Annotated in this window: 14 protein-coding genes; 2 read left to right on the top strand and 12 right to left on the bottom strand. The window is 54.8% G+C overall.

Annotated elements, in window-relative coordinates; all coding sequences use genetic code 11:
* Positions 1 to 8: 8 nt before the first annotated feature.
* From K239x_RS25040 to K239x_RS25025, 4 genes are all read right to left on the bottom strand, one after another.
* Positions 9 to 1,577, bottom strand: a complete 1,569-nt coding sequence (locus K239x_RS25040) for a sulfatase (RefSeq protein WP_145421042.1) — start codon at positions 1,575 to 1,577, stop codon at positions 9 to 11.
* 61 nt (positions 1,578 to 1,638) lie between these two features.
* A complete protein-coding gene (locus K239x_RS25035) occupies positions 1,639 to 2,154 on the bottom strand; it encodes a CinA family protein (protein WP_145421041.1) in 516 nt (171 codons plus the stop codon).
* A gap of 12 nt (positions 2,155 to 2,166) precedes the next feature.
* Positions 2,167 to 3,495, bottom strand: coding sequence for a histidine--tRNA ligase (hisS, locus tag K239x_RS25030; RefSeq protein ID WP_145422570.1), 1,329 nt, complete (start codon positions 3,493 to 3,495; stop codon positions 2,167 to 2,169).
* A 111-nt stretch (positions 3,496 to 3,606) separates the two neighbouring features.
* Positions 3,607 to 4,071 carry a YkgJ family cysteine cluster protein gene (locus K239x_RS25025; RefSeq protein WP_419189372.1) on the bottom strand — a complete coding sequence of 155 codons (465 nt, stop codon included), beginning with the start codon at positions 4,069 to 4,071 and terminating at the stop codon, positions 3,607 to 3,609.
* Between the two features lie 146 nt (positions 4,072 to 4,217).
* Here K239x_RS25025 and K239x_RS25020 point away from each other — a divergent pair, with 146 nt between their 5' ends.
* Entirely contained in the window at positions 4,218 to 5,081 is an 864-nt protein-coding gene (locus K239x_RS25020; protein ID WP_145421040.1) for a formyltransferase family protein, read from the top strand.
* 182 nt (positions 5,082 to 5,263) lie between these two features.
* Here K239x_RS25020 and K239x_RS25015 read toward each other — a convergent pair whose 3' ends face one another.
* The 8 genes from K239x_RS25015 to K239x_RS24980 form a co-directional block, all read right to left on the bottom strand.
* The gene (locus tag K239x_RS25015) at positions 5,264 to 6,151 is read right to left on the bottom strand and encodes a DMT family transporter (RefSeq protein WP_145421039.1); all 888 of its coding nucleotides are present in this window, start codon (positions 6,149 to 6,151) and stop codon (positions 5,264 to 5,266) included.
* The gene (locus K239x_RS25010; RefSeq protein ID WP_145421038.1) at positions 6,148 to 7,023 is read right to left on the bottom strand and encodes an endonuclease/exonuclease/phosphatase family protein; all 876 of its coding nucleotides are present in this window, start codon (positions 7,021 to 7,023) and stop codon (positions 6,148 to 6,150) included. The genes K239x_RS25015 and K239x_RS25010 overlap by 4 nt, the downstream gene beginning before the upstream one ends.
* 50 nt (positions 7,024 to 7,073) lie before the next feature.
* On the bottom strand, positions 7,074 to 8,405 hold the full coding sequence (locus K239x_RS25005; RefSeq protein WP_145421037.1) for an ABC transporter permease: 1,332 nt from the start codon (positions 8,403 to 8,405) through the stop codon (positions 7,074 to 7,076).
* Between the two features lie 15 nt (positions 8,406 to 8,420).
* Positions 8,421 to 9,248, bottom strand: coding sequence for an ABC transporter ATP-binding protein (locus tag K239x_RS25000; protein ID WP_145421036.1), 828 nt, complete (start codon positions 9,246 to 9,248; stop codon positions 8,421 to 8,423).
* A complete protein-coding gene (locus K239x_RS24995; RefSeq protein WP_419189371.1) occupies positions 9,248 to 11,164 on the bottom strand; it encodes an efflux RND transporter periplasmic adaptor subunit in 1,917 nt (638 codons plus the stop codon). Before K239x_RS24995 ends, K239x_RS25000 begins: the two co-directional genes overlap by 1 nt.
* A 273-nt stretch (positions 11,165 to 11,437) precedes the next feature.
* Positions 11,438 to 12,835, bottom strand: coding sequence for a UTP--glucose-1-phosphate uridylyltransferase (locus K239x_RS24990; protein ID WP_145421035.1), 1,398 nt, complete (start codon positions 12,833 to 12,835; stop codon positions 11,438 to 11,440).
* An 86-nt stretch (positions 12,836 to 12,921) separates the two neighbouring features.
* Complete coding sequence (locus K239x_RS24985; RefSeq protein WP_145421034.1) at positions 12,922 to 13,644, bottom strand: lipoate--protein ligase family protein; 723 nt, start codon at positions 13,642 to 13,644, stop codon at positions 12,922 to 12,924.
* A 42-nt stretch (positions 13,645 to 13,686) separates the two neighbouring features.
* Positions 13,687 to 17,205: an ABC transporter permease gene (locus K239x_RS24980; RefSeq protein ID WP_419189370.1), complete on the bottom strand. Its 3,519-nt coding sequence runs from the start codon at positions 17,203 to 17,205 to the stop codon at positions 13,687 to 13,689.
* Positions 17,206 to 17,513: 308 nt separating this feature from the next.
* Between K239x_RS24980 and K239x_RS24975 the strand changes: the two genes are divergently transcribed.
* Positions 17,514 to 20,318, top strand: a complete 2,805-nt coding sequence (locus K239x_RS24975; protein ID WP_419189369.1) for a TolC family protein — start codon at positions 17,514 to 17,516, stop codon at positions 20,316 to 20,318.
* Positions 20,319 to 20,349 lie beyond the last annotated feature (31 nt).

Here is a 20,349-nt window from a genome sequence, read left to right as displayed (position 1 = left end):
GCTTTGGGTTAATCCTTGGTGATCAAGCTGCCGTGCCAGTCTTTGTTGGGCTGCCAGTCTTTTTCAAGCATTTGCGCGTGAGTCTTTTCTAGCTTCTGCTTTTGCTGCGTGTGTTGACGAACAGTTTTCGCTTCGTGTTTGACAGGATCAAATCGCGGATCCAGTTTGGGCCGTTTGGCATTGACCGAATTTAACCACTGATCCAGTTGGCCCCAAAGTTGACTGGTCCGATTGGTGTACTGCAGGGAGACATCGATTTCTTCGCTGGGGTCCACTGCCAAGTTGTAGAGTTCGTTTCGGCCGTCTTCGTAGTAGTGAATCAGTTTCCAGTCACCGCTGCGAATGATAGACCCGGGTTCACCGCCTTGGTTTCCGTAGTGTGGGTAATGCCAATACAGAGGACGATCAGCGATGGTGTCACCTTTGAGCAGCGGGGCCAGACTGACTCCGTCGACGTGTTGTTTGGGGCGACTTGGCAATCCGCATAATTCCAAAATCGTGGGGTAAAAATCGGCCCCGGTCACGGGCGTATCGCAGGTCGATCCCGCTGGAGCGACTGATGGATATCGAATGTAGAACGGTTCGCGAATGCCGCCTTCCCATTGCCTGCCCTTGCCCCCGCGTAGAGGCAGGTTGCTGGTCGCGAATGCATCGCCCGACGAAACACCTCCATTGTCGCTGGTAAAGATCACGATCGTGTTGTCGCCCAATCCCAGTTCGTCTAATGCGTCCATCACGCGGCCGACAGCTTGGTCAGTTACTTGTACCATTCCTGCATACACCGGATGGTCTTGCACCTGACGGACTGGCATGGTGCGATCGATTTTGAAACGTTCGGTCGGCGCCGTCTTGAGCGAAGCTTTCGCTTGGTACTTGGCCCAGAGCTCTTTCGTCGTTTGAACGGGACCATGCACGCTGTAGAATGATAGCATGGCAAAGAACGGATTGTCTTTGTTGGTTTGGATGAAGTGGACCGTTTCGTCAGCCAATCGGAGAGGGAGCGATTCACCCGCGGGGCCATTTTCCAAAACAGGATTCTTGTACGGGGAGAAATAGCCTCCCGGAGGACTGCCGCGATGGTGGCCGCCTTTGTTGACGTCGAATCCGTGGTCCGTTGGCAATGATCCTTCGCCACCGATATGCCACTTTCCGGCAAAGAATGTCCGGTAGCCGCCCTCACGCATGGCTTCCGCCAGCGAGACGTCTTCGTCGGGCAAATGGTGCACATATTCGGCTGGCAAGACGCGATCGTCCCGCTTCCAATCCGTTCCGCTAGCAGCGCCAATCCAGTCCGTGATTCCGTGACGCGCGGTGAATTGTCCAAGTTGAATGCTGGCTCGTGAAGGGCTGCAAACGCGGCAGGTTGCATAGCCTTGCGTAAAACGCATTCCGCCTCGAGCAAGTTTGTCGATGTACGGGCTCTCGTAGAACGTACTGCCTTCGATCGACAGGTCATGAAGGCCCATGTCATCAATCAGGATCAGCACAACGTTTGGCTGCTTTGCTTCATCAGCGAAAGCCAATGGCGTAGCCAGCAACAAGATCAAGAAACAAGCAAGTGGTTTTGCGAAATGCATTTCGTTGCTTCGTGTTGGAAAAAGGAATTTGGCCAGTTGAAATTGGCCCAGTTGAAATTGGCTACGTGCGGATCATCCGTTCAAGTAGCGAATTGAGTTCGACAAATGCTGCGGTTGCCGCTTCGTGTTGCCGATCAGTACGCTGAGAAGATTCTAACTTCAAGTGCAGTTCGGTGGGGGCGTCGCCGTTTTTGTGTTGACAGGCAATGAAAACGCGTCCATCCAGATCAGCTGGGGCGTTGGGCCCTAGATGCCCCGTGATCGCAAGAGCCACGGTAGCCTCGCTGCTTTGCTGCAATGCGCCTTCCAGCATGCTGGCGGTCGTCTGGCGACTTACCGCAGTGTGGATTTTGATTATCGCGGGGGGGACACCCAACGCATCGGACTTCATTGATTCGCGGTAAGTGACAAACGAACCGCAGAAGTGCTGGGAGATGCCGGGGAGCTGTGAAAGAGTCGCTGCGAGCAATCCCGATGTGCAGCTTTCGGCAAAGACCAGTTTTGAATCCGTACTGGCCAGAAGCTGCGCCGTTCGCGTCGAAGCGGCGATCAGCGAATCGAGGAATTGTTGTCGCATGTTGCTCTGGATCTAGTTCACAATTGCATTTAAAGCGGCGACCAAATCGTCAGGCGACTCATGGCTGTACGCGATGTCCTGCTTGTCTTGCGTCGCCAGGGTTTTGACTTGCACGCGAGATTCATTCCATTCATTGCCACCCGCGATGATCGCGGCCGTAAATCCGTGCGAGTCAGCGTACTTGAGCTGTGCACCTAATTTCTTTGCATCTGGATACACTTCCGTTTTAATTCCAGCGGTTCGCAGGTTCGCAGCTAATCGCAAATAATCGTCGCGAAAGTCTTTGTCGAAGTACGCAACAAAAACCGGGGCCGGTGTCGACGCCGTCGGTAACAGGTTCAACTGCTCCATCGCCGCCAACAAGCGATCAAGGCCCAGCGATGCGCCGATGCCGGGCAAGTGCTGTTTGGTGTAGATCCCCGCTAGGTTGTCGTAGCGACCACCGCTGCAAACGCTTCCGATCGTCGGTAGGTCGTCGAGCGTTGTTTCAAAAATGACGCCGGTGTAATAGTCCAAGCCGCGGGCAATCGAAACGTCGACCTTTAGCCGGTTGGCAGGAACACCCGACGCAACGGCGCCTTGATAGATCTGTTGCAACCGATCGATCCCGCTGGCGGCCAATTCGTTGCCGCCTGTCACTTCGGGTAACTGAGAGAAAATCGATTCAGCGTCACCATCGCACTCGGCAAGTTTCAGCACCGCTTCGGCTTGCGATGGATCAATTTCGGCTGCTTCGCACATCTCGGTGGCAGTCTTTTCACGGCCGATCTTGGCCAGTTTGTCTAGCGAACGCAGAACCGGCACGGATTTGTCAGCCAAGCCCAAGTGTTCCAAGAGACCGGTTAGCACCGCGCGGTTGTTGATGCTGATCGTGAATCGGTCAAAACCGATTGCTTGGAGCAGACCGTTGATCACTGCGACGGCTTCGATGTCCGCTAAGACCGATTCGGTTCCAATCGTATCAAAATCGCATTGAACAAATTCACGGTAGCGACCTTTCTGTGGACGTTCGCCACGCCACACTGGCGCGATGTGATACCGTTTGAAGGGAGTGCCCAGTACTCCGATGTGCTGCGCAGCAAAGCGTGCTAGCGGTACGGTCAAGTCGAAACGCATGCCAACTTCACGACCGCCGTTGTCCTGGAACCGATAGATCTGGCGGTCGGTTTCGTCGCTGCCTTTGCCAGACAGGACTTCTAAGTATTCCAGCGTCGGTGTATCGATCGGCGCGAATCCATAGCTGCGAAAAACTTCGCGAGCTGTCTGCATCAAAGCTTCACGCGGGATCATCACACTAGGCAGATAATCGCGAAAACCGCTCAGCGTGCGTGGCTTGATCAGTGACATGATAATGAAGGATGTTTGCGGTTGGTCAGAATTGTTTCAGGGCTTCAGACAAACCAAATAGGGTACAGGTTCGTTTCCGTGATGGAAGTCCGTGTGTGAACCTCGCTAAGCCATGGGGAGCGCCGTTGGACGTCGGCTCCGGAGCGAATTGCGTTTCGATGCCTTGGGATCGACAAACTGCGGGCCCAGCAACGCATCGGCGTATTCGTCGATTTGTTCGGGCGTTTCAAAGTACATTTCGTAACACCAGTCGTCGTCAAATTCACATTCGTCGGTGGTGTATTCGCGGCAAATTTGCGGACGCGTTTCGTAGATGCCACAACGATTGTCGCTTTGCAAATGCTTGCAAGTTGTGTGGACCAGCAAGTACCAGTTGTCGTCGTCGACAAAGCAGCTGGCGCGATCGTGCAATAGGTACCAGCGAATGAAATCGTAGTCCTTGCGATTGACGGGCTGCTCCATTGGTAACGCAAAGTACTGGCAGCACTTGGCGCTGCAATAGTCGCACAGATTGGCTCCCTTGGGGACTTGATCTCGGCGGCGTTTGACGGGAGGAGTGGCTACTGACACGGCGATGAATCGATCGAGAGGAGAATCGGCTATCTGGGAGGATTTGGCTGCATCGTCTAAGTTGACGGCGTCATCTACCAATCCGATTATTGGGGGCTTCGACTGGTATCGGAGTGGCTCAATAGCTTGATCAGAGAACTGTTTCAATGGAAGTCGTCATTACCGCACTTGGTCCCGATAATGTGGGATTGGCCGATCCGATCATTCACCACGTGACGAGCCGTGGCGCCCGAATCGCCGAAATCCAGATGTACGACCACGACGAAGAGCAGCTATTTGCGATGCTCTGCCGAATGGATATCCCGCCGGATGAGTTCGCGCCACTTTCCGAAGCCATGCGTCAGGTTGGTGAAAAGACTGGGCTCGCGATTCGGGTTTGGAGCAGTGAACGTCGTCAGCATCGTCCCCGGATTGCAGTTTGTGGCACCTTCGTCGAACACACGCCCAGGGCCGTGCTGCAAGCGATCAGCGACAATGTGATTGCCGCCGAAGCAGCGGTTGTCATTTCCAATCGAAAGAAACTGTCAAAGCTGGCGGATGAATTCGATGTGCCCTTCCGCATGATCGGCCAAGAAAGCGGCGTTGCAAACGACAACGAGATGGTCAGCGTGTTGGATGAATTCGATGTCGACTATGTCGTGCTGGCACGCTACATGCGAATCCTACCGGCAGCGACGTGCTGGCAGTTTGCCGGCGGCAGAATCATCAATTTGCATCACGGATTGCTGCCAGGGTTTCCCGGTTTTCGGCCGTACCATGATGCTCACAGTTCACGGATGCTGACGTATGGCGCGACATGTCATTTTATCATTCCGGAATTGGACGCCGGGAATCAAACGATCAATCAGAGCACCTTTTCCGTAGCTCCTGGTACTCCGCTCGACGAAATCATTGCGCAAGGAGAATCACAGAACGAACCCCGCTGTCTGATCGAAGGCGTTCGGCGTGTGGTTGATCGCGAGATCTACCTTCACTTTCATCGCGTCGTCGCCCGAAAACCTCGAGCCTAGCCGTGTTGGTATGATGACAGCTCTTTAGTCGTCTGTGCTTTTTTGTAGGAGAGTCGAGTGCGAGGTCTTGGTGGTGCTGACTGCGGCGCGAGCTTGTTCTTGTTTGGGCAAACTTTCGTTTGCCCGATGAAACTCTTCATCGGCAGCGTCCAAGTCATCGCTGCAGCGACATTGTTTCTGCGTCACGGTTTCTGAGTCATCGTTCTTTTTGCGATCTGGTATCGCCAAATGAATCCCACCGCGATTAGCCCCGCCCCGATCACCACCCACCAGTCGGGATAGCGGTAGCTGGTGTGGTTTCGCCAAGCCAGAAAAGTCCACAGCGGCACGACCATCGGTTCCAGCAGCGTGATCAAGGACGCTTCGTTGCTGTCGATCTCTCGAACGGCCCAGGCAAACAGCATGTAGGGAATCGCTAGTTGAACGGCTCCTAGAGCAAAGAGTGCAATCCACTGAAATCCATGCGGTACAACCGTTTGCCCGATCACCATCGGAGCCAATAAGACGATGCACACGACATGATTGACCATTCCGATCCACGCTACGTTGACACCCCGCAATTTTCGGATCGACAGCATCACACCGGCGTACATCAATCCGGAGAACAACGCTAATCCGACGGGCCAGCTGGATGCCGAACCGCCGCCAACGGTGAATTCCATCGACACGATGACCAAAATTCCGGCCACCGACAAACCGAGCATCACGGCATCGCGTTGGGTGGGGCGATCGCCCAATCCCAGTAGGCCCCCGACTGCGACCCATGCGGGACCGACGTACTGCAGCCAAATCGTTGTCGTTTCGGACCCCGCAACCATCGCGACGATGAAGGAATAGACCATCGCCGTAAAGCACAACGACATCGGGATCATTGCAAACCGAAACGTTGGCCGACGTACAAAAGGCAGCACGGTTAACGCCGCAAACACGGCGCGCCAAAAGGTCAACGCAACGCCGCGAGTTTCCATCGGCCAGTCGTCAAACCACGGTGCCTTGGCAAAAAAACCGCTGGTGCTCCAGAGTAACGCAGCCAAGACGATCAGCCACCGTGCGCGATTCCGCGATGTCACGGACTAGGCGATTGGAATTGGATGCGAATGCGAACAGGCAAGTGGTCACTGGCGAATCTTCCAGATTCCGTTTTGGGATCCAGGACTTCATGATTCAAAACGTCAATGTCGCCGTGCACGAACACGTGATCGATGATCCGACCTGCAGCAATTGCTTTGAAGCCGCTCCAAGTGCTCTCGGGGCCCGATGCAGGCATCTTGCTCTGAGTCCGCGCGTCTTTCAAAGCCAGCGGTTGGTTTCCGCTGGTGATTGCTTGATAAGGCGCCGAATCAGCCAGGCAATTGAAATCGCCCAGGAGGACGACGGGATATTGCCCATGCTGATTCGCCAGAAACTTGCGAATGAGTTTGCCGCTCTCGTGACGAGCCTTGCTGCCGCGATGATCAAAGTGGGTGTTGGCGACGATCAGTTTACGTCCGGTCGCGGTCTCATTGAGTAGCAGCCAAGTCATGGTCCGCGGTAACGCCGCATCCCATCCCTTCTTGCCAACTTCGTCCGGTGTTTCGCATAGCCAGATCGTGCCCTTCGATTCAACGGTCAGTCGATCTCGACGATAAAAAATCGGTGCTGCTTCGCCACCTTCTTTGCCATCGTCACGACCTAAGCCGTACCAATCGTGATCCGGCAACCGTTTAACCAAATTTTTGATCTGCGGGTAAGTTGCTTCCTGCAATCCAATGACATCGTGGTCAGAAAGAAACTTGCCCACCGCGTCTTTGCGGTTGGGCCACACGTCCTCTCCGTCTCGCGGACTGGCGTAACGGATGTTGTACGAAACGACGCTCAGCGTCTTGTCGGATGACGCTTCATTTGCCAACAGGCAGGACACTGGCAGCATAACCGTCGCGACGACGGTCAGAAAAAGTCGCATGGCAAAAATTTCCCGCGCTCGTAAGTTTGATTGCTAGAAAGGGCAGGCTACTACTCGTGGCGAAGTGCCTCGATTGGATTCATTTTCGCTGCGCGAATCGCCGGATACAACCCACTGACCAAACCAACGGCAACCGCGATCAAAACTGCCAGCGGAATCGTCTCGTAGACGATCGTGGGCTGAGCTTCGCGAATGGCATCCGGAAGGGCCGCGAACATTTCGGGAAAGCCTTTGCGAACACCCCAGATCAGCACGGAATACATCGCTGGTCCAAGAAAGCCCAGTAAGATTCCAAGTGTTGCTCCCGTGAAGCTAAGCACGAGCGTTTCGACCAAAAACTGACGCACGATGTCGCCTCGTTTTGCGCCCAAGGCGCGACGAATGCCAATTTCACGCGTCCGCTCCGTCACACTGGCCAACATGATATTCATGATGCCAATGCCGCCGACAATCAGCGAGATGCAAGCGATCAGAATTCCGATCCCCAAGAACATCAGGCGTAAATTCCGAGCTTGCTCCAGTAGTTCCAGGGGAACAACGACCACTGTGTCGTTCATTGCCGCGTGATCCTGTGCCAAAATGGCTTCGATCATTGCCGCCGTTGTGCGCACTTGGTCCACACTGCCAACTTGCAACGTGATTTGATTCAGCTCCATGATTTCCATCTGAAATTGTCCGCTCCGTCGCGTGACGATTGTGTCACCAATGCGACTGCGTACAGTTTCGATCGGCACATAAATGTCTGCCGAAAAATCCTGTGAATCCAATGATCCACCGATCGCCGCTGACGCATTGCGATGCTCCAACACGCCGACGATCTTGTAGTAATCCGTGCTCTCAGGCACATAGAGTCGTTTGCCGAGCGGATCTTCGAACGGGAACAGCTTTTCGGCCACACCTGCAGAAACGACACAGACGGTTTCCGATTTCATGCCGTCCGCATCGGAGAGGAAACGTCCACCACGATTGCGGATTTTCAAATGATTGACATCCGCGTACATCGGCGTGCAGCCAACCAATCGTCCATCGACAATGCGATCGCGAAAGGTGAATTGGCGACGGATTTCACGGATCGGAATGGCGGTTTCGATCGTTGGTACGCCGCCCAAGATCTTGTCCAGGTCGCTGCGTTTCAGTCCATACTGCGACGCGCTCATTCCTGCGAGTTTCTCTTCGGGCGGTTTTTGGCTGCGTACGATAATCGTATTTGCACCCAGCGATTCGATCTGTTTTTGGACCTGATCGCTTGCACCCTGGCTGATCGCAGTCAACACAATCACCGCCCAAACACCGATCAAGATGCCAAGCATGGTGAGCATGGTTCGTAGAGGGTGCAGAGCGAGACTTTTGATCCCGAGTCGCCAAGTTCTTAGCCAAAGCATGATCGATATAGCCTTTTACTCTCTCGCCAAGAGTTCGACGACGTTTTCGCGTTGCAGCCGACGGGCTTCGCTGCGACGTTCTTCACTAACGACTTCGTCCAAATGCAGCATCCCGTCTTTCAAGCGAATGATTCGCTTGGCGCGTTCTGCGACATCGTCTTCGTGCGTCACCATGATGATCGTTCGTCCCTCTTCGTTTAGTTCGTCAAAGATCGTCAGGATCTCTTCGGTAGTCACCGAATCGAGATTACCCGTGGCTTCATCGGCAAGCACAAAGAAGGGGTCGTTGACCAAGCTACGCGCAATCGCAACACGTTGCTGTTGACCACCAGAAAGTTGCGAAGGCCGGTGATCCAATCGATCCCCCAGCCCTACACGCTCAGCCAGTTTTACGGCACGCTCGCGCTCGTCGGATCCTAGTTTGCCTTGGTAGTACAACGGAACTTGGATGTTTTCGACAACACTTAGTTGCTGGATCAAGTTGTACGATTGAAAAACGAATCCGATCCGCTGGCAACGAATGTCGGCCAGTTCATCGTCGGACATCGATGCAATGTCATCGGTGCCCAGCAGCAAACTGCCGGTGGTTGGTTTGTCCAAACAGCCCAGTAAGTTAAGCAGTGTACTTTTGCCGCTCCCGGACGGCCCCATGATCGCGACGAAATCGCCTTCAGGAACATCAAACGAAACGCCGCGTAGCGCGCGCACTGTTTCGCTCTTGAGAACGTACTCTTTGGTGAGATCTCGGATCGCCGTCGCCAGTCGCCGTGGCGTGTTGACGACCGCCGTTGAGTCACCTTCGTCGGTAGTGTCATGGGATCCGTATGCGTCGGCCATACTCATTAGATGCCGCCCACGCGTTTTTGGATCGACACGGCTAGTTTCATTTCAGTGGCAGTGCCATCCGTATGAACCGATTCCAAGTCGCTGCGAACTTGTGCAATGATCGCATTGGTTCCGCTGCGTTGCAGGTTCGCGTTGCCACCGGGCCTGCCTCCGCCTGCTCCAACACCAGGTCCACCGGGGCGTCCGCCTGCACCACCAGGTCGTCCGCCTGCGCCACCGGGGCGTCCGCCTGCGCCACCCGGTCGTCCACCGCCACCACCGGGGCGTCCACCCGCTCCGCCAGGTCGTCCACCACCGCCTTCACTCGCGCCTCCGGGGCGTCCACCGCCTTCACGTCCACCGGCGCCAGGGCGCCCCGCTCCGGCTCCGGGCCCACCGGCTCCTCGTGGACGCCCGCCCGCGGATGGGCCGTCCTCGACTGCCGTGCCCTGGGACATTGGCATTTTGCTTTTGCCCAGTTTTCGCATGTCACTATTGTCTTCGACAACTACATCGGGCAAATCCATCAGTGTCAAATGCTCTCGCAGATTCAGGACGACGGTTTCGTCGGCTTCCAGACCTTCCGTGATGCTTGCCATCGTGTCATTGGTTGCACTGATTTTGACTAAGCGTGTTTCGAAGGACTGGGGCCCTGTTTGCACCAGCGAATACATCTTGTCGCCATGTTCGTACAAGCCTTGTATCGGAATCTGCAGAGCATCTTCCAATTGCTCGACAAAAATTTGGGCTTCGGCCGTCATTCCCGTTCGAATCGATTCGGGAGGATCAATAACTTCGACGATGGTCGCGTACTCTTTGATCGACGAGCTAAAGAAACTGCCCGGTTCCGCATAACGATTGACTTTGCTGACGCGTCCTTGCAGTTTCATGCCTGGAATCGCGTCGACCGCAATCTTCACTGGCATGCCTTCGGAGATCAACGTGATTCGTGACTCGTTGACTTTGCATTTGATCTGCATCTGCGACGGGTCCGGCAGTCGGATGATGGCTTGGCGTTCACGAACCGTTGATCCCGCTTCGACAACAAATTCAGCATTCCCGCCGCGGCTGCTGTAACGGTTTGCATGAACTACGACCCCGGAGGAAGGAGCCGTCATCACGCACTTTTTAATTTGTGCCTCGGTCTCGGCAAGTTCGGTTTCTTCTTCGGCCAATTCACTCTGGTAGGCGGCCAGTTGAGCCGAAGCCGATTCGATGTCACTGTCATACTGCACCAACATTTTCTTGCGTGTCAGGTTTTGCAAAACCTTCAAGCGGCCCTTTGCCGATTCCAGTTGATTTTGCGCGTTAGCAACGGCAAATTTGTCGGCATCGAGTTGCAACGATTTGACCAAGCCTTTTGCGACCAAACGCTGGCTAGATCCCAGTGCCAGCTTCGCTTTGCGTAACTCTTGTTCAGCAATCGCCATTTCGCTTTGGATCGCTTTTTCGTCTGTCTTGTAGATGCCTTCCAGGTACTCTTCGCGAGCAATCTTGGCTTGTTCCAACGTGGCTTCGGCGGTCGTCACGTTGGCTGCTGCCATGATGACTTGGATTTTGTCCTCTTTGACCTGCGTTTCCAGTTGCGACGAATCAAGCTCGACCAGTTTGTCGCCTTCTTTGACTCGGGTGCCTTCATCGGCGACCCACAAAATCGCGATGCCGCCACCGGTTCCACGCGATTTAACCTCGCAGATGACTTCGGTGTTACTGCTACTTTCGATTTCTCCCTGCTCCAGGACGATATGGTCAAACGGGCCGCGTTTGACCTTCTGGGTAATCAGTTGGCTTTGGGAAACGCCACTGTCTTTGGCAAAGATGAACGTGTAGCCAAGCCAGCCGAGCACACCGACCAAAACGAGGCAGACAAGCAATCCGACCATCATTCCGCCGCGACGACGATCGGCACAGCGGTGCATTGGTTTGAAATTCATACGAGTGCGGTAGGCGTTGGAGGGGGGGGAAGTAGGTGGGCTATCTGTTTGAAACCGAATGGAGACGTAAGGTTTCGGTGACATTGCCAATCAGTGCCGCGAATATGCGGACGTCAGGGGTGGTTTGTCGCCTGAATTGCCGACGTTCTACGAAATAGCGAACCATGGCACTGGGGCGCTAAACTCGAAGGCTGCTGGTGGTCAATCACGTCTGATCAACCGGAATCGGCAATCCATTCTGTTACAGAAATGATGATTCACGCGTTATTCTACTCAAACGTCAAAATACTGGTCCGACGAGATCTGTAAATTTGCGTTTAACTTCTCTGCCAGTTGTTCGGGGAACAGCGAATATCGGGGATTTATTTCGACCATCACGCCCGGAGCCAGTGTCGCGCCCGCTTTCTGAAGCCAGCTGGCATGCAAGTCGGAGATGGCTTGGCGAGAGAGCTTCGGAGTGTCCGTTTCGGCCCCATCGGCGTTTTTCACTGGTGCAAACGCGTCTCTTGGCAAGGCTTCGACGACGAATGCATTCTTGGCTGATGGCAGAAGATCAAAGATGAACCGCTCGAACTTCACTGCGTTGGGGGCGTCTGGTTCGACGAGTACATCGGATTCGTTGACAAACGGAACTTTCTTGTTGGCCCGGTGGAATGGCAATGCGTCAGCGTTTTGGCTCATTCGGCGTAAAAACGCCAAATCCAAGACATGAACGGCAATGCTGCCGGCCCAGATCCGCGTTTGCCCCTCGTCGTCGACGGCTTCCGCGGCTGATTGTGGCAGATCGCTGTACTCGATGATCTGCATCTGGCCGTCAACGACTACCATGTTGCCGACTTTTTCCATCGGGTATCGCTTGCGAACAACCTGAGACGTCATTTCGCTTTGCGACATCAGGTGGTGTCCGATGAACGTCGGGTCACACAACCCAACCAGTGGATTGTCGACTTGGAAATACGCGAGGTGCTTGATGCCGCGTGATTCAGCGTCGTCCAGCGAACCACTTTTGGCGAGCGCTTTGACGGTGCCGCCGTGGCCATCGGGGCTAAGGGCAAGTGAGTCTTGGGATGCCATCAACAGTTTGCCGGTTTGCGCGTCGACAGCGGGCATCGTGCCTTGTTTGAAAATCCGAACGTTGTCGCGATTCAGTCCCAAATAATCGTTGGTTTCAAAATACGCTTTGGTATCAGCGTCGGTTGCTTCGCTGGTCATGATGTAAAGCGGAATGTCGACGCCATAGTGTTCTCCGATCGCAATCAAACGATCCGCAAAGAACTGAAACAACGTGCGCTGGGAAACTGGACCTATCGGGAACATTCCTTTGGGTTGATCAAATCCCAAGCGAGTGCCTTGTCCCCCAGCGACCAGCACCGCGCCGATCTGGCCATCGCGTAAAGCTTGCTCGCCTCGCTGACGCGCGTCCTGGTTTGACCACGCGGCGCCGCTTCCATCGGCTTTTACCGCGGGTGGCGGAGTCGCTCGGGCGGCCATCGCCGCGAAATCGATGGGCTCGTCTGCGCCTGCAACCAGCGACGCTACTTGTTCAAGATCGATATCGTCCAATTGCGTTTGCAGCCGATCTTGCTGGTCCGAATCTAGCGTTTCCCAAAAACGCAGGACGTGCGATTGGCCGTGTTGCTGAAGCTTCGATTGCAATTGTTGAAAACTCATTTAAACAGTGCTCGTTTTTCAAAAACGGTTGATGAACTTTAGAAGAGGCCCATCGCGAATGAGCATTTCCAAGAAATGCATCGTGATCACTCGTGGCGAAAATGCCACTGGGGATTGTCATATCTTTCCGTCCTAAGTCGCTGCATTTCTTCTCGGACGGGTAACGTAAGTCGAGGTGGTTCGATGCCAAAGACATCGGACAATCGCGAAGCCAATACGGCAGAGTCGATCGCAACGTTCGTCACGAAGTCTTCGTGGGTGCGTCCCAGTCGATAATCTGGTTGCCGCGGAGCGTCGGCGAGGCAGTTTGCGACACGATCCAAGTCCGCAGCGTAAAGAATCGTGCCGTGGTACAGCAGGTGTGATCGCGCGATTCGCAGGCTGTTGCCCGAGAATTTACGGTCGCGATAAGTCAAATCGCATGTGCCTTGGAGCTTTGCCTGCGGAATCTGATCCTGAACCGCTGTCAGCACACGCTGCATCACATGACGATGCGCCGCATCGATTTGTCGAAGGCCATTGTCGCTATCCAAACGAAGCACGACGCTGTACATCATGCAACCTGGTCCACCGACGATGCTCGCTCCACCACTGCACCGGCGTAGAATCGGAATTTGGTTGTCGTGGCAGTACTGCCGGTTAATCTCGTAGCCGACTTTGGTGGAGCGACCGACTACGACCGTTGGTTCGGCAAATTCCCAGACTCGAAACGACTCGCCGATTTCGTCGGAATCTGCTAGCAGCAGCGCAGCTTCGTCCAGCGACAAGTGATCCGATGGGTTGGTGATTGATTCGGTCGTCAGTGTCATGGCAGCAATCGATACGAAGGCAGTCCGAACCAGGGGAGAATACTACTGGGCACGCAGCGAGTCCATCAGCGGCATCCGGAGCACGCGGGTCACAGCGACCAGGCCAGCGATCATCCCAAACACAATGATCCCCGCGACAATCACAAGTGGTTCGGCAATCGGCGGCGCAATCCCGCTTAGCAGGGCGTAAGGAAGTACGGCCAACACCGCACAGATGGCGCCGCAACCGATGCCTAGCAACAGCAGCGTTGTGGTCTCGCCCATCACAATCATGGCCAGTCGATGCCGCGAGAATCCTAACGCTCGCATCACGGCCAACTCTTGGCGGCGTTCATAAATGCTTCTCAATTGGGAAACTGCCAGACCGATCGTCCCCAGCAGCAGTCCCAACGCACCAAGACTTTGGAAGGTACGTAGGTACGTATTCTGAACGGCCAGCATTCCCGATAGAACCGTTTTTGTATCCGACACGTCCATGCCGACATCGCCGAGACGATTTTCCAGCGTTGACGCGATGGCATCTTGGTCGTCGTTATCGCCTCCAATCAAAAAAAACTGGTAGCCGCTAATGTCTGGAAAAGCTTTCTGGAAATTCTCTTCGCCAATCATCAGTCGTCCCTGCAAAATTGAATTCAGTAGCAAACCGACGACGCGAAAGTAAACCGGCTTTCCATCTTCGTATTCAAACGAACGCACTGCTTTGGGACCGACGCCGCCGTACATTTGCAAACTCCACATGGCAGTGTTCTGATCCAAAATCATCGGGATAGGATCTTCCAATGTTCCATCGGCAGGTTCTTTCAACAGATCCCACACGGACTGATTCTCCGTGACCGACTGGGACGCCGCCCAGTCAAAATCCAGCGGCGGACTGAATGATTCAGGAATGCCCAACACGGTGGGGCGACTGGCTTGGTAAAGATTGTTGCAACTGGCGTCTTGGCCAGCACGCATCCGCAGCGAAGCGATCGACGCATTGGAAAACAGTTTTCGATCCGGGCCAAACGTGTCCGATTGCATGTCGCTGTCATTCAAGTCGCGAAACAACGGTTGAGCAGTTTGTGCGATCAGAGCAAATCCGCCAGCCCCTCGATCACTTGGTTGCAACCGAAACGCAGTGATGGCAATGATTAGAAAGGCCGCGGTTGCCATCAGTCCCACCGTTAACGTACTACGCAGTGGATGCCGCGACGCATTTCGTGCTGCCAGCGTCGTCGTAGAAAACGTCGCCGTCGTATCGCTGCTGTCGGCAATGTGGCGTGGTTCTTTCAAAGTGAAATAGACATACGTCAAGATGGCCACCAGCAGAAGCATTCCACCGCCGACAAAACCACCGGCCGAAGCTTGTCCGCCGGCAATCGCGCCAGCGAGCGCGATCAGCACTGCCACGATTGCCGTGATTGCAGCGACCATTGGCAGGCGGCTTCGTTTGGCTGTAACTGACGGATCCGCTTTGGAACTTGATTGCTGATCAGTGTCGCGCCCCGTCAGCAGCGCGCGAGCCGAGGTTTTGGTGATCGATCGAATCGAAACCCAGAGCGTCGCGGCTGACACCAGGAAACTTGTGACGCATCCGATCAGCAACGACGTCGGAGTCCAGTGAAATTCCAAAAAGGGAACCGTTACGGCACCGACCCACAGAGTTCGCAGCGCCCACAGCACCAATTTGGCGTAGATCACACCACCGGCAATGCCCAACGCAACGCCGAACGCCGCCACAGTCAGGCCCTCCCAAAGCGTCAGTTTTGTCAACCGTTTCGGCGTCCATCCGACGGCCAGCAGTGTGCCGAATTGGTGCAATCGCTGAATCAATCCCAGACGAAACAGCATTGCGATCAACATGACGGCCGCAAAGATCACGAAGAAGCTGAGCGACAGGAAAAGTGCATCGAACGGAGTCGTTCCTTTGGACGCCGCAAGTTGCTGAGCTTTGATCGGATGAACACTCCAGCCCAGGTCCGCTAGATCATCGCTTAAAGCAGAACGAATGTCCTTTTCGAGCGATTCGACACTTGGCGCTGCGTCCAAAGCGATTCGAATTCCGGTGGTGTCGCCAAACCGACTACCAAATAGGCGACGGCCAATTTTCAGAGGCAAGAAAGCTTTTGGCGTCAGTCGATGCTCCTGCCAATAAACGTCATCTTCAGTGGGAACGGTTCGTTCCAACTTAAACGGCAGATCCCAGTCGCTGATCGAATCCTGATCCGTGACACCGGGAACACTCGGCGTCAGATTTGCATCGTTGTAAATCGTCGGCGCTTTGTCGAATGTTGCCGGGCGACTGCGATAGTAGCGTTTCGATGGCTTGGTGATGGGGACAATCGCTGTCACGACCGCATCAAAATACCGTTCGATCTCTTTGCCTTTTTCAACTTCGGGCTCGAAATACGCAACACGGATTTCGCTGCCAACTTCAACACTCAGTCGGTCCGCCGTCCAGTTGTTGACCACCAGCGGAACGCGATTCGAATCGGCCCCCGGCGGCATGGTGTAGTCCAGCGGAAACGCATCCGTTGAATCCATCGCCGTGATCGTGCTGTACGTCACCGTTGCCGCGACGTCTCCTATTGCGTCGATCGTTTCCAGTGCGTTGGCCAAGTACGTTGTGACGGGCGTCACTGAATCGGCCGGCAAAGTTTGGGTCACACGCTGAGCCACCGCAGAGGGCAATAGCAGCCGGTCGCTGTTCAGCGAGTAGTAATCAAAAATGGTTTCGCTGGTTTCGGATGCTTTCGGTTGAAATTCTTGGCGAACGCGTTTGAGCTGCAGTCCCAAGTCGTCCAGGTCGACGTTCAACTGGTCGGAGTCGATTGGTTCAGAAAACAACAGAGCGTTCGCTTGGCCCTGGCGATCCAGCGCGTCGTTGATCGTCGCTCGCGACACAAAAATATTCTGTGGAGATGCTTGGCTGGCCGTGATTGAAAATCTTCCGAGTCCACGGTCGGGGACAATGTCCACGACCTTCATTCGCGGCAGTCCTTCGGTTTGGATATCACGGCGGCCGAGCGGGCTGTCGGCCGGAACTGCTTGTTCCACCGGCAACCGCACCGTGACTTGGTCACCCACCGAAACGCCTAGTTCGGCCGCGGTCGATTGGTTCAAAACCACGTCGTTGTCTTTGGGCAGTGCTTTCGGTCGGATGCCGCTGTTATCCAGTTCCCAAAAATCATCGTCGCAACCTACGATCTGAACGTTGCCGGCGCGGCGAATGGTTTGCGTGGAATCGTCTTGGTCGGAAGATTCGACCACTCCGGACGAAAACAGCACCAGCGCGACCGGGTCGACGTCGTCCTTGGCAATGCCCTGCGATTCAAAAAACGCGCCGGGAATCAATACCGAATCGATGCTTCCTAAACGTTCGACAGTCAGCGCTCGCAGACTGCCTCGCATCGAATCACCGACTAGCAACGCACCGACGATCACCGCGGTCGCGGTCGCAACACCCAACGCGACAGCAGCGGAAACACGCCAATTGTGTCGCACCCCAGCGGCAACCATCCGCGCGAGCGAAAAAGCTGAGGGGACAGGTGGGGTCGACGGACGACTGTCTAATTGAGGCACGGGGCTTGGTTTTGATACGAGTCAACGAAATGAATCGACATGGTAGGACGCGAAACCGAACGAACCATCAAATACCGATCCTTCAGGACAGTTTAACACTCTTGTGTTGAATGTAACGATGATATGTCTGGTGACAAAGATGCAGGGTCACAACACCATCGATTCCTGCCCACTCATGCAGATTATGAGACGTGTGTGGAGTCCGCATGCAAGATTGGTGCCTTGCGACCAATCGTTCCGATCCAAACAACATGCGTGAGAATGGATTCTTGCGTTCGTGTTGATTTACGCGGTTCAAGGAAGACCCCGTGCTATTGCCCTTCTCTCGGCCATCGATCCGCCGCGTAACGCTCCGCCGTGCACTCATCCGCATGGTGATGGGTTGTGCTGCAGGATGCTGTCTCGTAGGCGTTGTCGGTTGCACGGCTTTGAAAACAGCGCGACCGAGTTTTCTGTCGCTGGACAAACCTCAGTCGGCAATCGTGAAGCTAGCGGTTCCCAAGATGAATCTTCCGGAGATGAAGCTACCGGAGTTCAAGGTGCCAGAATTGAAAGCCCCTCAATTCAAGCTGCCCACCGTCAATACACCAACCTTTGCATCGAAGTTCAGCGACGACAAATCCGATAAATCACCGCGCCAATTTCGCTTGGCGTCCACCGGCAAACAAGCGACGCCGACACAGACTGGTAAGAAGAGTACCGGTCAGGTTTTGGGCGATCAGCGCGCGATGCAATTTCCCAAGGCAAACCTGCAGCTCGCCAAGCCAATCGAGAACAGGTTGGATGCGGCAAAACCCAACGGAAATCAAAACGGTGCTGGCGAAAAATCTCCCGATTGGCGCAATCGCGATTCGCACTCCGACACAATGGCGTTGATCGATGACGCCAGCGAAGAGGTTCAAGATGCGTTTGCTCGCGCTGGTTCCATGCCGCTTGGCGACAGCCAAATGATCGACGGCACCGATGTCCAAAGCGTGTTGCAGCCGCGTGATGCGAACTCGCAGCCCGATCAGTTTCGTAGTATCAGCGAATCGGAGATGTTGCATCTCGCTCTGTCACGCAGCCCGATTTTGCGTTCGCTTGGCATCCGCATTTTGGATAACCCACAGGCGGCGACGACGATTTATGACGTCGCGATCAACGAGAGTGATCCCTTCTTTGGCCCCAACGCTGCATTGGCAGAATTCGATGATGTGTTGAGTGCCAGCTTGAATTCGCAAAACAATGATCGCGTCTTTAACAACGCCACTTTGGGCGGACAGGTGCAAGAGTTGACGCAGGATTTGGTCAACGTAAATGCAGGCTGGCAGCGACGCACGATGAGCGGTGCCACTTGGGAGATCAATTCGCTGACGGGGTACGACAACAACAATCGTTCCGGAAACAGTTTCTCAAACTACTGGGAAACTCAGCTCGAAGCCGGCGTGCGTCAACCACTGCTGCAAGGCGCTGGACGGCAATTCAATCGGATCGCTGGACCCAATGCACAGCCGGGCTTTAATTTTAGCAACGGTATCGTGATCGCGCAGATGAACAATCAGATCAGCCAAGCCGACTTCGAGATTTCACTGCGTTCTTACGTCCGTGACCTTTATTCGGCGTACTGGGAATTGGTGCGGCAGTACACCGTTTATCAAAACGTGCTTCAGTCGCAAGAACTTGCCTACGACACTTGGCAAACCGTTCTGGCGAAAGGCAAAGCCGATTTGGAAGGCGGCGAAGCAAACAAAGAAGCTCAGGCTCGTGCGAAGTACTACAGCTATCGGCGTGAAGTTCAGATTGCGTTGGGAGGCGACAGCGGGCGCAGTGGGATGTACGGCGCCGAACGTCAGCTCCGGCAGTTGATCGGTCTGCCTGCGGTGGACGGTCAGTTGTTGCAGCCAACCGACAAACCTGTCTCGGCCAAGTACGTCTTTAACTACGATCACCTGGTGACGCGGGCAATGAGCGGGCGAACGGAGCTGCGACGTCAGAACACAAAGATTCGCCAGCAGCAGCTGCGACTAATCGCGGCCAAAAACTTTCTGTTGCCACAGATGGATCTGATCGGTCGCTATCGGCTGCGAGGATTCGGAGACGATTTGGCGGGAACCGGCCCGCGGTTTAACAGTGCGTATGACGATTTCGCATCGCTAGACCATCAGGAATGGGAGTTCGGCGTCGAAATGGGCGTCACGGCTGGTCGCCGCCAAGCCCACGCTGCCGTGCGGAATGCAAAGCTTCAACTCTCGCGAGAACAGGTCATTTATTGCGAGCAGCAACGGATGGTCCGGCATGAAATGAGTGAGGCGTTCGCTGAAGTTTCATCGGCATACCATGCGATGCAGAGTTCCACGGAGCAGGCGTCCGCTTCACAAGAGCGGCTGAAGGCATCCGAGGCCTTGTTTGGTGCGGACAAAATCCAAATTGAGTTCTTGCTGGATGCTCAAGAAGAATTGTTGCGTGCCGAATTGCAGCTCGCTTCTGACCAAGCACGCTACTCGCTCTCTTTGGTCGAAATCAATAACACAAGCGGCACCCTGTTGCGTGACATCGGTGTGAACATCGCTCAAAGCAAATGCGGTACTCACGTTCACTATTTCCAAGCCGACAGCGACGTCGCCACGACACAGCAACCTGTGGTGCCAACGCCATTGAATAGCTCAGTGCCATTGGATCGTCCGGGGGCAATCCAAAACGATGGTGAACTGCCGGAGCCGTTGCCGGCCGCACCCGAGACGGATAACCGTGGTGACGAGAGTAACGATGCCCCGATTCCAGAGCTACAGCCCGCACCGAAGAAGAGTTTGCCTGAATCGCTTATCAACGCTCCGGCACCGTCGTTGAAGCAGTTTTTCAACAAGCCGGTCAGCACTTCGCTCAGTAAAGTACCTTCGCGCAGTGTCAGCTTCTTCAAAAGTGCAGCCAGCAAAGTCACCGAAAAACCGGCGAGTCAGATACAGCTGTCGGAGCCGCCATCGATTGCCAACGATGGCAGCGCAACGACGAAGCCGCGCGTGCTGGCAAAACCCAAACTGCCCACGTCCGAATCGTGGACCAAGAAACCGCCGACTACTAGTAGTCAGAGCCGCTTCAAGTTGCCGCGTCTGTTTCGTACTGCTCCGAAATCGTAGGAGCTACCTGGCAAACGCTGAGAGGTATATC

Origin of the sequence: Stieleria marina, assembly GCA_007741555.1 — a bacterium.
Taxonomy (GTDB): domain Bacteria; phylum Planctomycetota; class Planctomycetia; order Pirellulales; family Pirellulaceae; genus K23-9.
The sequence above is the reverse complement of the archived record's forward strand: the minus strand, read 5'-3'. Positions and strand labels throughout refer to the sequence as shown.